At 71.8% G+C, this 13,485-nt stretch carries 10 protein-coding genes; 8 read left to right on the forward strand and 2 right to left on the reverse strand.

What is annotated here, in order from left to right:
* Positions 1–118: 118 nt before the first annotated feature.
* From dnaJ to clpB, 3 genes are read left to right on the forward strand one after another with little or no spacing between them, the layout of a single operon-like run.
* Positions 119–1,285: a molecular chaperone DnaJ gene (gene dnaJ / locus AGRA3207_RS19465; protein WP_231336148.1), complete on the forward strand. Its 1,167-nt coding sequence runs from the start codon at positions 119–121 to the stop codon at positions 1,283–1,285.
* A gap of 3 nt (positions 1,286–1,288) precedes the next feature.
* Entirely contained in the window at positions 1,289–1,741 is a 453-nt protein-coding gene (locus AGRA3207_RS19470; protein WP_231336149.1) for a heat shock protein transcriptional repressor HspR, read from the forward strand.
* Between the two features lie 40 nt (positions 1,742–1,781).
* Positions 1,782–4,379, forward strand: a complete 2,598-nt coding sequence (gene clpB, locus AGRA3207_RS19475; protein WP_231336150.1) for an ATP-dependent chaperone ClpB — start codon at positions 1,782–1,784, stop codon at positions 4,377–4,379.
* A gap of 15 nt (positions 4,380–4,394) precedes the next feature.
* Here clpB and AGRA3207_RS19480 read toward each other — a convergent pair whose 3' ends face one another.
* Complete coding sequence (locus AGRA3207_RS19480) at positions 4,395–4,694, reverse strand: helix-turn-helix transcriptional regulator (RefSeq protein ID WP_231336151.1); 300 nt, start codon at positions 4,692–4,694, stop codon at positions 4,395–4,397.
* A gap of 187 nt (positions 4,695–4,881) precedes the next feature.
* Between AGRA3207_RS19480 and AGRA3207_RS19485 the strand changes: the two genes are divergently transcribed.
* The 5 genes from AGRA3207_RS19485 to AGRA3207_RS19505 all read left to right on the forward strand — a co-directional run bounded on the left by AGRA3207_RS19485 (position 4,882) and on the right by AGRA3207_RS19505 (position 11,561).
* A complete protein-coding gene (locus AGRA3207_RS19485; protein ID WP_231336152.1) occupies positions 4,882–5,325 on the forward strand; it encodes an STAS domain-containing protein in 444 nt (147 codons plus the stop codon).
* 199 nt (positions 5,326–5,524) lie between these two features.
* The gene (locus AGRA3207_RS19490; RefSeq protein WP_231336153.1) at positions 5,525–6,247 is read left to right on the forward strand and encodes a hypothetical protein; all 723 of its coding nucleotides are present in this window, start codon (positions 5,525–5,527) and stop codon (positions 6,245–6,247) included.
* Positions 6,248–6,664: 417 nt separating this feature from the next.
* Positions 6,665–8,818, forward strand: coding sequence for an RNA polymerase recycling motor ATPase HelR (gene helR, locus AGRA3207_RS19495; protein ID WP_231336154.1), 2,154 nt, complete (start codon positions 6,665–6,667; stop codon positions 8,816–8,818).
* 74 nt (positions 8,819–8,892) lie between these two features.
* On the forward strand, positions 8,893–9,936 hold the full coding sequence (locus tag AGRA3207_RS19500; protein ID WP_231336155.1) for an NAD-dependent epimerase/dehydratase family protein: 1,044 nt from the start codon (positions 8,893–8,895) through the stop codon (positions 9,934–9,936).
* Between the two features lie 11 nt (positions 9,937–9,947).
* Complete coding sequence (locus AGRA3207_RS19505; RefSeq protein WP_231336156.1) at positions 9,948–11,561, forward strand: alkaline phosphatase D family protein; 1,614 nt, start codon at positions 9,948–9,950, stop codon at positions 11,559–11,561.
* A 23-nt stretch (positions 11,562–11,584) separates the two neighbouring features.
* Here the strand turns inward: AGRA3207_RS19505 and AGRA3207_RS19510 are convergent, their stop codons facing one another.
* Positions 11,585–13,441 carry a helix-turn-helix domain-containing protein gene (locus tag AGRA3207_RS19510; protein ID WP_231336157.1) on the reverse strand — a complete coding sequence of 619 codons (1,857 nt, stop codon included), beginning with the start codon at positions 13,439–13,441 and terminating at the stop codon, positions 11,585–11,587.
* Positions 13,442–13,485 lie beyond the last annotated feature (44 nt).

Below are 13,485 nucleotides of genomic sequence, written 5' to 3' on the forward strand. Positions count from 1 at the left end.
ACCCCGGGGCCCGGCCCCCGGGATCGGCCCGAAGTCCCGTCCCGGCCACGCGGCCGGGACGGGCCTCCGGGGCAGGTGAAGGCATGCGGCAAGTGGCGATAGCAGAGAGCGGGGCGCCGTGAGCACCAAGGACTATTTGGAGAAGGACTACTACAAGGTCCTCGGTGTCGCGAAGACGGCCTCGCAGGAGGAGATCAAGAAGTCCTACCGGAAGCTGGCCCGCAAGTACCACCCGGACGCCAACAAGGGCGACGCCGAGGCGGAGGAGCGCTTCAAGGAGGTCTCCGAGGCCTACGACGTCCTGTCGGACGAGAAGCGCCGCAAGGAGTACGACTCGGTGCGGTCGATGCCGGGCGGGTTCCGCGGCCAGCAGGGCGGCGGCTTCCCCTTCGACCTGGGCGACCTGTTCGGGCAGCAGGGCGGCGCGCAGACCGGCGGCGCGGGCGAGCGCATCGGCGACCTGTTCGGCGGGCTGTTCAACCGGGGCGGCGGCGGCACCCGCACCGCCGGGACGCGGCGGGCCAGGCGCGGCGCGGACGTCGAGACCGAGGTGACGCTGTCGTTCGGCCGCGCGATGAACGGCGTGACCGTCCCGATCAAGCTGACGAGCGAGGCCGCGTGCGACGCGTGCCGCGGGACCGGCGCGAAGGCCGGGACCGTCCCGCGGGTGTGCCCGAACTGCGAGGGCACCGGGCACGAGACCCGCAACCTCGGCAACTTCGGCTTCCAGGAGCCGTGCCGGGAGTGCCACGGCCGCGGCCTGGTCGTGGACGACCCGTGCCCCAAGTGCCACGGCAGCGGCCGCGCGACCGGGACGCGCACGATCCAGGCGCGTATCCCGGCGGGCGTCGCCGACGGGCAGAAGATCCGGCTGAAGGGCAAGGGCGCGCCCGGCGAGAACGGCGGCCCGAGCGGCGACCTGTACGTCAACATCAAGGTGCGGCCGCACCAGGTGTTCGGCCGCAGCGGCGACAACCTGACGCTGACCGTCCCGGTGACGTTCCCGGAGGCCGCGCTCGGCGCGGAGATCCGGGTGCCGACGTTCCAGGGGCAGCCGGTCACGCTGCGCCTGCCGGAGGGCACCCCGAACGGCCGGACGTTCCGCGTCAAGGGACGCGGCGCGCCCCGCCGCGACGGCACCAAGGGCGACCTGCTGGTCACCGTGGACGTGCAGGTGCCGCAGAAGCTCGACGACCAGACGCGCGAGGCGCTGGCCCGGCTCCGTGAGACCGGCGCGGGCGACGACCTGCGCGCCGACCTCCTCCAGCAGGCGAGAACGGAGTGAGCCGTGGACACGACCCCTTTCGGTGACAGCACTCCGGTCTACGTGATCTCGGTGGCGGCGCAGCTGTCGGGGCTGCACCCGCAGACGCTGCGGGCCTACGACCGGATGGGCCTGGTGTCCCCCGGCCGGACGCCGGGACGCGGCCGCCGCTACTCGATGCGAGACATCGTGATGCTCCGCGAGATCCAGCGGCTCTCGCAGGAGGAGGGCATCAACCTCTCGGGCATCAAGCACATCCTGGAGCTGCAGCGGGACAACGTGCGGCTCCGCGAGGAGCTCGCCAAGGCGCACGCCGCCCTGGCCGACCTCGCGAACGAGCTCGAGTCGACCCGGGCGGTCGCGGCGCGGCTGGCGCAGCAGCGGCGGCACGGGGACACGGGCGGGACGCCCGGCTCCGACCTGGTGCCGATCAGGCACACGAGCGTCGTGGTCTGGCACGAGCGGAACCGGGACTGACCTCGGGGGGCGTCCCCCGTCGACGCAGGGGAGCGTAACTATGGACGTCAAGCTGACGCAGAAGAGCCAGGAGGCGGTGTCGGTCGCGGTCCGCCGGGCGGCGGCCGAAGGACATCCCGAGGTCGAGCCGCAGCACCTGCTGGTGGCGCTGATCGGGCTGCCGGAGGGCACGGCGGTGCCGCTGCTGGAGGCCGTCGGCGCGGACTGGCAGGCGATCCGGCGGCGGGCCGAGGAGCAGCTCGCGGCCAGGCCGAAGGCGGCGGGCTCGACGGTCGCGGCGCCGCGGCTGTCGGCGCAGCTCCAGCGGGCGATCACCACGGCGGGCAACCGGGCGCAGCAGCTGGAGGACGAGTACGTCTCGACCGAGCACCTGCTGGTCGGGCTCGCCGCGGACGGCGGCCCCGCGGCGGGGCTGCTGAAGGAGTTCGGCGCGACGCCGCAGGCGCTGCTGGAGGCGTTCGAGAAGGTGCGCGGGCACGCCCGGGTGACCAGCGAGAACCCCGAGGGCACCTACCAGTCGCTGGAGAAGTACGGCGTCGACCTCACCGCCGCGGCCCGCGACGGGCGCCTCGACCCGGTGATCGGGCGGGACGCGGAGATCCGGCGGGTCGTGCAGGTGCTGTCCCGGCGGACGAAGAACAACCCGGTGCTGATCGGCGAGCCGGGCGTCGGGAAGACCGCCGTCGTGGAGGGCCTCGCGCAGCGGATCGTCGCGGGCGACGTGCCCGAGTCGCTGCGCGGGAAGCGGCTGGTGTCGCTGGACCTCGGCGCGATGGTCGCGGGCGCGAAGTACCGCGGCGAGTTCGAGGAGCGGCTGAAGGCCGTCCTGAACGAGATCAAGAAGAGCGACGGGCGGATCGTCACGTTCATCGACGAGCTGCACACCGTCGTCGGGGCGGGCGCGGCCGAGGGCGCGATGGACGCCGGCAACATGCTGAAGCCGATGCTGGCGCGCGGCGAGCTGCGGATGATCGGCGCGACGACGCTGGACGAGTACCGCGAGCGCATCGAGAAGGACCCGGCGCTGGAACGCCGCTTCCAGCAGGTCCTCGTGGGGGAGCCGTCGGTCGAGGACACGATCGCGATCCTGCGCGGGCTGAAGGGCCGGTACGAGGCGCACCACAAGGTGCAGATCAACGACTCGTCCCTGGTGGCCGCGGCGACGCTGTCGGACCGCTACATCACGTCCCGGTTCCTGCCGGACAAGGCGATCGACCTGGTGGACGAGGCCGCGTCCCGGCTGCGGATGGAGATCGACTCGCGGCCCGTCGAGATCGACGAGCTGCAACGCGCGGTGGACCGGCTGAAGATGGAGGAGCTGAACCTCGCGAAGGAGACCGACGAGCCGTCCAAGCAGCGGCTGGAGCGGCTGCGCGCCGACCTCGCCGACAAGCAGGAGCAGCTCAACGGGCTGGTCGGCCGGTGGGAGCAGGAGAAGGCCGGGCTGAACCGCGTCGGCGAGATCAAGGAGCGGATCGACCAGCTCCGTGGCGAGGCCGAGCGCGCCCAGCGCGACGGCGACCTGGAGACCTCCGCGCGGCTCACCTACGGCGAGATCCCCCAGCTGGAGAAGCAGCTGGAGGAGGCGTCGCAGGCGGCGGAGCACCGCGACGCGATGGTCAAGGAGGAGGTCGGGCCGGACGACGTCGCGGACGTGGTCGCGTCCTGGACGGGCATCCCGGCGGGGCGCCTCCTGGAGGGCGAGACCGAGAAGCTGCTGCGGATGGAGGACGAGCTGGGCAAGCGCCTCATCGGCCAGCGGTCCGCGGTGCGGACGGTGTCGGACGCGGTCCGCCGCGCCCGCGCCGGGATCTCCGACCCGGACCGCCCGACCGGCTCGTTCCTGTTCCTCGGCCCGACGGGCGTCGGCAAGACCGAGCTGGCGAAGGCGCTCGCGGAGTTCCTGTTCGACGACGAGCGGGCGATGACCCGCATCGACATGAGCGAGTACTCCGAGAAGCACAGCGTCGCGCGGCTGGTCGGCGCGCCCCCCGGCTACGTCGGGTACGAGGAGGGCGGGCAGCTCACCGAGGCCGTCCGGCGGCGCCCGTACTCGGTGGTCCTGCTGGACGAGGTGGAGAAGGCGCACCCCGAGGTGTTCGACATCCTGCTCCAGGTCCTCGACGACGGGCGGCTGACCGACGGGCAGGGCCGCACGGTGGACTTCCGCAACACGATCCTGATCCTCACATCCAACATCGGGTCGCAGTTCCTGGTCGACCCGACGCTGGAGAACGGGGCGAAGCGCAACGCGGTCTGGAACGCCGTCCGCAACTCGTTCAAGCCGGAATTCCTCAACCGGCTGGACGACGTGATCCTCTTCGACGCGCTGTCGACCGATGAGCTGACCCGGATCGTGGACCTCCAGGTGGACCGGCTCGCCGAGCGCCTCGCCGACCGGCAGCTGACGCTGCGGGTCACCGACGCGGCGCGCGAGTGGCTCGCGCTGACCGGCTACGACCCGCTGTACGGGGCGCGGCCGCTGCGCCGGCTCGTGCAGACGGCGATCGGCGACCAGCTGGCGCGGGAGCTGCTGTCGGGCGAGGTCCGCGACGGCGACGAGGTGGTGGTCGAGCTGGACGAGGCCGCCGACCGGCTCACCGTCGAGCCGTCGAAGGGCCTGACCCTGACGAAGTGACCGGACGGGCCGAGGCTACTCCCCGGCGAACAGCTCGATCAGGGCCTTGACGTCGTGGTTGGCCTCGGCCGGATGCCGGAACGGCCGGTGGGCGTTGATGGTGTAGGTGTTGCGGCGGCCCACGCGGACACGGGTGAGGTAGCCCGCCTCCTCCAAGTCCGTGATGATGAGCTGCGCCGCGCGCTCGGTGATCCCGATCTCCTGCGCCACGTCCCGTACCCGCAGGTCGGGATCACGCGCGATGCAGATCAGCACCCGCGCGTGGTTGGTCAGGAACGTCCATGGCTTGCCGGTACGGTCCGGCGTGCTGTCCATCGGCTCACCCCGTCATATGCTGCGACCTCGTGCCACCGGAGAGCCCATACGCACTCCGCCCACCGGTGGGGCGGCGTAGATCACGAAGACATCATACGAGAATTTTTTGACGAACAAAATTTCGTGTATTACCTTTGGGGTGTCCACGATCCCCCATGGAACCGGCGACCGTTAGGAGTGTGCTCCCGTGCTCGTGCAGCCCACCCCGCAGTCCGTGTCGGACGTCGTCCCGCCCTCGTCGGGCGCCACGGCAGCCCCCGACCGTCCGAAGCTGACGATGACGACCGAGACCCGCGGCCACGCGACGATCCTGACGATGGCCGGGCAGCTGGTGTCGGAGACGGCGGTCACCACGGAGGCCCGCATCCTGACCACGATCGTGCTGGCCGAGCAGCCGCTGCACCTGGCCTTGGACCTCTCCGGCGTGGACACGATCGACGCGCACGGCGCCAACCTGCTGGCGAAGGCCCGCTTCACCGTGCGGGCCGCCCGTGGAACCCTGCACCTGATCGTCCCGCAGGACGCCCCCGCGCGGAGGATGCTCAGCCGGCACCTGCTGAGGTGCGTGGTGGAGCGCGCAGAGGACCTTCCCCTCGCGGACGACGGAGCCGAGGTCGAGAACGCCGCCTGACCCCGGCCGCCCCGGGCCCGCCCGCACCGGGCCCACGGGTCGTCCCGGGCCGACAGCTCGTCCCGGGCCCCACCGGACTCCCGTTGGGGCCCTAAGGCCCTAGTCCCCCTTTTCACCCGCTCCTACATTCATCTCTGGATCGAAAACCCATTGCGTCCATTCCGGTAAATGGGCGGGGGTTCCCGTGAAGGAGAAGAACGTGAACAACGCGAAGCGCGCAGCGGTGCTGGTGGCGTCCGGACTCGCCCTGGCCGGTCCCCTGCTGACCGCCTGCTCGGGGGACGCGACCGAGAAGTCCGCGGCCCCCCGCGCGGCCCACGTCAAGCAGGGCGAGGCCGCGCCCCTGGCGGCGTCCCAGGCCAAGAAGGCCCCGAGGAGAACGCATTACACGAAGAAGTACAGTCGCTTGGACGAGAAATACTTCTCGGGTATCAAGCGGTGCGTTCGGGTGAGCATCTGGGGCACGGCGAAATACGACGTCGAGCACACCGTCACCGGGTCCGTCCCGGTGCACGCCTACAAGAACCTGAGGGTGTACGCGCCCACGATGCGCGCGTCCGTGCTCGCCAAGTGCGGCAAGAAGAAGACGGCCAAGGCCAAGGGCGCCAAGCTGACGCAGAACTGGTACCAGACCACGTGCACGGCGGACGTCCAGGTGGGCATCCCGTGGTCGGTCGGCGCCACCCCCCACTGCGGCAACGGCAAGGTCGCGGGACGGACGACCTCCCACTCCGGCACGAGCACGACCTTCACCCAGTACAACTCGCAGGCGAACCCCGTGAAGTGGTCCGACCAGGGGCTCCCGAGCTGGGCGACCGTGAAGAAGTCGATGTGCCTGACGACCTACTCGACGGCCGTGGTGTCGGTGGGCTCGAAGTCCGACCGGGGCAGCTACAAGCTGACCCAGTGCTGGCAGCCGTAAACAGCGAAGGTCCGATCCGGCCCCGAGGCGCCCCGTCTCGGGGCCGCCGCCGTCCCGCCGGTGTGCGGTGTCGGGGGGAGGGAGAGGGGATGACCGCACCTCTCCACTCTCAACGTATAGCGCACCGGGGGGCTTGCGGCAAGGCCCCCGTCATGCCGCACAATCGTCGGCCGAGACCAGAACCTGCGGAAACGGGGGAGTGCGACGTGCGCGTGCTGTTGCCGGCGTATGGGGCCCGGGGGGACGTCGAGCCGATCGCGGGCCTCGCGATGCGGTCGCGGGACCTCGGTGCGGAGGTGCGGGTGTGCGCACCTGTCCCGACCTTCGGCTCCCTGTCGGCCGCCCGAGCCGAAGCCGGGGACCCCGGCCGGCACCGCGCGCGATGGCCGCGACCGACCCCGGACCGGAGCTGACGAGATGACCCCGCTGACCACCAGCGCGTTCGACCTTCCCGCGGACCTCGCCCCCAAGGCCGACCCGGCGCTGATCGCCGCCGACGAACGCCATTTCGCCGCGATCGCGGAGAGCCTCGGGCAGACGATCACCGACCTGTCCGACCGGCTCGACGCCGAGCGGATGGCGCCCGCCGGGACCGGCCAGCGGGCGCTGGACAGGGACCTGGAGATCCACCGGCTGGCCACCCGCCTGCGCACGCTGCGCCGCTTCGGCCTGGACCTGTGCCTCGGGCACATGGTCGCCGAGGACGACCCCGAACCCGTCTACATCGGGCGTCTCGGCCTCACCGACAGCGCGGGCCGCCGCCTGCTGCTCGACTGGCGCTCCCCCGCGGCCGAGCCGTTCTTCGGCGCGACCCACGCCAACCCGATGGGCCTGGCGAGCCGCCGCCGGTACCGCTGGACCCGCGGACGGATCAGCGACTACTGGGACGAGGTGTTCACCCCCGGCGGCTTCGAGGGCCACGCCGCGCTCGACGACCAGTCCGCCTTCATCGCCAGCCTCGGCGCCGGCCGGTCGGGGCGGATGCGCGACGTCCTCGGCACCATCCAGGCCGACCAGGACGCCATCATCCGCGCGGGATCCCGCGGCGCCCTCGTCGTCGACGGGGGCCCCGGCACGGGCAAGACCGTCGTCGCCCTGCACCGATCCGCCTACCTCCTGTACACCGACCCCCGCCTCGGCCACCGCCGCGGCGGCGTGCTGTTCGTCGGCCCGCACCAGCCCTACCTGGGCTATGTCGCCGACGTCCTCCCCAGCCTCGGAGAGGAGGGCGTGCAGACCTGCACCCTGCGGGACCTCGTCCCCGGCGGCGCCACCGCCGCCGACGAGAAGGACCCGCACGTGGCGCGGCTGAAGTCGTCCGCGGACATGGTGAAGGCGATCGAGACGGCCGTCCGGTTCTACGAGAGGCCGCCCGCCGAGGGCATGACCGTCACGACCCAGTGGTCCGACATCTGGCTGAGCTCCGCCGACTGGGCCGAGGCGTTCGACGCGCGGGAACCGGCCACGCCGCACAACGAGGCGCGCGACCAGGTCCTGGAGGAGCTGATCACGATCCTCATGGAGAAGCACACCGGCGACGTCCCCGGCGACCTGCTCCGCCGGTCGCTGCTGCGGAACCGGGAGCTGCTCACGGCCTTCACCAGGGCATGGCCGCCGATCGAGGCGGCCGACCTCGTCGGGGACCTGTGGTCGGTGCCCGCCTACCTGCGGATGTGCGCCCCATGGCTCACCCCCGGCGAGATCCGCACGTTGCAGCGCGAGGACCCCCACGCCTGGACCGTCCCGGACCTGCCGCTCCTGGACGCGGCCCGGCAGCGCCTCGGCGACCCGGAGGCGTCCCGCCGCAGGCGCCGCCGGGAGGCCGCCCTCACCGCCCAGCGCGAACGCATGGCGCAGGTCGTCGACGACCTCATCGAGGCCGACGACGACGGTGAGGGCCTCGTGACGCAGCTGCGCAGGGAGGACCTCCAGCGCAACCTCGTCGACGAGTCCGAGCTGCCCACCACCGAGCCGGACCTCCTCGCCGGCCCGTTCGCGCACATCGTCGTGGACGAGGCCCAGGAGCTGACCGACGCGGAATGGCAGATGCTGCTGCTCCGCTGCCCGTCCCGCAGCTTCACGATCGTCGGCGACCGCGCCCAGGCCCGGCACGGGTTCACGGAGTCGTGGGAGGAACGCCTCGAACGGATCGGGCTCGACCGGATCACCCTGGCGTCCCTGAGCATCAACTACCGGACGCCCGAGCAGATCATGGCCGAGGCCGAGCCGGTCATCCGGGCCGCGCTCCCGGACGCCAATGTGCCCACCTCCATCCGCAGTGGCGACTCCCCCGTCGTCCACGGATCCACGGCGGACCTGGACTCGATCATCGACACCTGGCTCACCGCGCACACCGAGGGGATCGCCTGCGTCATCGGCGCCCCCGCGTTCCAGCCGGCGCCCCGCGTCCGGTCACTGACACCGGAACTGTCGAAGGGGCTGGAGTTCGACCTGGTCGTCCTCGTCGACCCGCAGAAGTTCGGCGACGGCATCGAAGGAGCCGTCGACCGCTACGTGGCGATGACCCGCGCCACCCGGCAACTGGTCATCCTCACGACCCCGACCCCGTAGTGGACGGGCGGGCGGGTTCTGCTGTGAGCGTGGGGGTGTTCCGTACAGTACGTACGTTTGGCAGAGTTTCGACCATGAGGCTTCTGATGCTGGGTGGGACCGAATTCGCGGGACGGGCCATCACCGAGGACGCTCTCGCGCGTGGCTGGGACGTGACGGTCTTCCACCGGGGACGCCACGAACCGCCGGAAGGCGCCCGTTCTGTGCTGGGCGACCGGACGGAGGACGGCGGGCTCCAGGCGCTCGCCCATGGGGAGTGGGACGCGGTCGTCGACACCTGGTCGGCCGCTCCGTCCGCCGTGCGGGACGCCGCGCGGCTGCTGTCCGGGCGCTGCGAACGTCACGTGTACATCTCCAGCCGTTCCGTCTACAGATTCCCGACGCCACCCGGGCTGGACGAGAGCGCCCCTGTGGTGGACGGCTCCCCCGACGACGGAGATGTGGAGTACGCCGAGGCCAAGCGGGGTGGCGAACTCGCCGCAGCCGGCGCGTTCGGAGATCGTGCGCTGCTGGTGCGGGCGGGGCTCATCATCGGCCCGTACGAGAACATCGGCCGGCTGCCCTGGTGGCTCACGCGAATGGCGCGCGGCGGGCGGGTCCTGGCCCCGGGGCCGCGTGACCTCGGATTGCAGTTCATCGACGTCCGTGATCTCGCGGCGTGGACGCTGGACGCGGTCGGGCAGGGGCTCGGCGGGCCGTACAACCTCGTCAGCCCGCCCGGTCACACGACGATGGACGGGCTGCTGGAGGCGTGCATTCGGGTGACCGGGGCGGACGCGGAGCCGGTGTGGAGCGCGCCGGAGGATCTTCTCGCCGCGGGCATCGCGCCCTGGACGGAGCTTCCCCTCTGGCTTCCGCCCGGCGAGGCACACGACACCCTGCACCGAGCGGACGTGACGAAGGCGCTGTCCACCGGTCTTCGCTGCCGTCCGGCGGAGGAGACGGTCGCGGACACGTGGGCGTGGCTCCAGCGGATCGGCGGGAAGGCGCCGCTTCGCCCCGACCGGCCGGTGGTGGGATTGAGCCCCGAGCGGGAGGCCGCGTTCCTCCGGAGTCAGGCCGCCGCGGACGACCGGAGATCGCCGGTCCAGTGGACGCGGCGCCCTTCCGTCCGCTAGAGAGACGTTCTATGACCGCTTTGGTACTCGGGCCCCACCTCCGGCATGTGAGCGCGCACACCGCGACGATCTGGGTCGAGACCGACCGCCCGTGCGAGGTCCGCGTCGTCAACGCCGAGCACGGGCTGGACGCGGCCGCCCGCACGTTCACCGCGCACGGCCACCACTACGGGCTCGTCGAGATCGACGGGCTCGACGCGGGCGCGCGGATCCCGTACGAGGTCGTCCTGGACGGTGAGAAGGTCTGGCCCGGGGCCCCTGACGGGTTCCCCGCCAGCCAGATCAGGACCCTCGACCCCGGCGGCACGCTGCGGATCTCCTTCGGGTCGTGCCGCCGCTCGCCCGGCACGGCCGAGGGGTTCGGCCACGACGCCCTCGCCGCCTTCGCGCACCGGCTCCGCAGCGGCGCCGCGGAGGTGTGGCCGGACATCCTGCTCATGGTGGGCGACCAGGTGTACGCCGACGAGCTGAGCGAGGAGATGCGCGCGTTCATCCGCGGCCGCCGCGACGCCGGCGAGCCGCCCGTGGACGAGGCCGCCGACTTCGAGGACTACACCCAGCTCTACAAGCTGGCCTGGCGCGACCCGGCCGTGCGGTGGCTGCTGTCGACCGTCCCCACCTTCACGATCTTCGATGACCACGACATCCGCGACGACTGGAACACCTCCTACGCCTGGCGGCGCGAGATGTGGTCGCAGCCCTGGTGGCGGGCCCGCATCACCGGCGGGATCGGCTCCTACTGGATCTACCAGCACCTCGGGAACATGTCGCCGCAGGACCGCGCGGACGACCCCGTCCACAAGGCGGTGCGCGCCGCGTCCGGCGACGTCGGCCCCATCCTCGACGAGTTCGCCGAGAAGGCCGACAAGGAACCGGCGAGCACGCGCTGGAGCTACGCGCACGACTGGGGCGGCACGCGGCTCATCGTCGTCGACAGCCGCTGCTCCCGGCTGCTCACCGCCGACCGGCGCGGCATGCTCGACGACGAGGAGTTCCGCTGGCTGGACGGCCGCTGCCAGGGCGGCATGGACCATCTCCTCATCGCCAGCTCCCTGCCCTACCTGCTGCCGCGGGCCATCCACCATGCCGAGGCGTGGAACGAGGCCGTCGCGGGCGGCGCGTGGGGCAAGCGCGGCGCCGCGCTCGGCGAGAAGGTCCGGCAGGCCGCCGACCTGGAGCACTGGGCCGCGTTCGAGCGCTCGTTCCGCGAGGTCGCCGACGACGTGATCGCGGTCGGACGCGGCGACCGCGGGCCCGCGCCCGCCAGCATCTCCTTCCTGTCCGGCGACATCCACTACTCCTACCTGTCGCGGGTCACCGCCCCCGACACCCAGTCGAAGATCACCCAGATCGTCTGCTCACCCCTGCGCAACCCCTTGATCGGCGCGTTCCGCTTCGCCAACCGGATCGCCTGCTCGCGCTTCACGGCGGGCCCGTTCCGTGCCCTGGCGAGACTGTCGAAGGTCCCCGCGCCGCCCCTGCGATGGCGGATGACGGACGGCCCCTGGTTCGACAACGCCATCGCGACGGTCGAGCTGTCCGGCCGCGAATGCACGGTGCTCTGGGAGAGCCCCCAGAACGAGAAGACCCTCACCGAAATGGGCCGCGCCACCATCACCGACTGACCGGACGCCCCGTCCGCCCGGTCCTATGTGCGGCCCGGCTTGAAGCCACTCGGCATCAGGACGTGATCGCTGCCCTCTCCCGCACGTTCGGCCAGCAGCGAGACCTGCTCCGTCGCCCCCACCCTCCGCAACGCGTTCATCAGCCAGGCCACGGCGTAGGGATCGGTGACCGGGCAGCCGACGACGACCCGCCCGGCGAGCTGCGCGGCCTGCCGGGCGGCGCCGGTCCGGCGCAGCGCGTCCAGGAGACCCGCGACCCGCTCCGGGTCGCTGACGGGACAGCGGGTGACGGCCCGGTCGGCGAGCGCCATGGCCGACTCCTCGGCGCCCATCCAGTGCAGCGTGTCCAGCAGCCACCCAACGGTGTCCGGTTCGTCGACCGGACCTTGGGCGGAGACCCAGCGAAAGAACTCGTCGGCCTCGGGAGCCTCAAGGCTCTGGATCAGCGACCCCAGGTCCTCCCGGGTGATCCTGGCGTCGAAGGCAGCCCGGATCGTCAGCCTCACCGCCTGAGCTTGGCCGCCTCTCTCCTGCAACACCGTCAGGAGGAACCTCACGTCGTGCACGTTCGAGAGGGGGAACTCGGAGGCCGCACGATCGGCCAGCCTCAGTGTCTGCGCAGGGGTCCTCGCGCCTGCCAGGGAGTACAGCAGACGCCTCACCTCCTCCGCGTCCACGCACGGGAAGGTGTCGGCGACCCGCTCCGCGAAGATCTTGATGTGCAGATCGGCTCCCGCTGCCCGCAAGGCGAGCAGCATGAGCACCGCGGTCTCGGGGTCGGTGGACGAGGCCCGAGAGGCGATGCGCGCGGCGTAGACATCGACCTGCGCCTTCGCCCCGGTCTTCCGCAGCGCTTTCAGCAGGACCCCGGCGGCGGCAGCGTCGGTGAGCGGGCACCGCTCGGCCGCCAGCTGGGCGAGCGCGGCGGCCTGCGTCTCGGCACCCATCTCCCGAAGCGCCCACAGGTGCTCCGCCACGGCGGCCGGGTCCTCGAATGGAGCCTCGACGGCGACACGCTCGGCGAACCTGTCGGCCAGTGCCTCGGCGCCCATCTTCCGCAAAGTGTCCATGAGCAGCCCCGCACCGGTGGTGAAGTTGAACGGGCAGTTCTCGGCCGCCCTTTCGGCGAGCGCCGCGGCCTGCGCGTCGGCGCCCAGCTCCCGCAGAGTGTCCAGCAGCCGCGCCACGGCGCCCGGGTCGGCGAGCGGAATGTCGTGCATGGCGTCGCCCGGCTCGCTGGGGAAGGGGAACTGGAGCCGGTCGAGGAGCTCTTCGAGATACCGGCACCGATCCTCGGCCTCCGCGATACGCCGGCGCGCCTGCCCCAGCGAGCGGGTGAGGTCGGCGATCTCGCCGTCCAGGCGCGCCCTCTCGTCCTGCATCGCGGCGCGGCCGGCGTCGAACGCGGCCCTTAACCGGTCGTGCTGGTCGTTGAGCTCCTCGAACTGGCGGATCCGGCCGGCGAGCTCCTCCTCCAGTGAGCGTGCGTGGCGTTCGGCCTCGCGGCGGCCCGCGTCCGCCAGTTCCAGTTCGTCGCTGACGATCCGCACCCGGTACTCCTGCGGATGGGCGACCTCCAGCGCGTCCAACTGCAACCGGGCCAGGTGCTCGCGGACGTCCTGGGAGACCTCCCTGCCCTGCTCGGCGAGGACGACCAGCAGCTTGTCGAGGAACCAGTGGTCGCGGGGCACGCGCTTGCCGTTCAGGTAGCGCGACAGGGTGCCCTTGTCGACGGGGTACAGGGCGGCGAACCGGTTGATCGACATCCCCGCGATCCTCCAGATCTCGCGCAGTTCCTCCGTCCAGGCCCGCACCCGCGGGGACAGGGCGGCATCCAGCGTCTTGAGAGCGGTCGAACCTGCGGGGGCGAGTTCTGTCATGACGTCCATCTTCGGCTGCCGCGTCCATCGGTACCGCGGCGTTT

The organism is Actinomadura graeca, from assembly GCF_019175365.1.
GTDB lineage: Bacteria > Actinomycetota > Actinomycetes > Streptosporangiales > Streptosporangiaceae > Spirillospora > Spirillospora graeca.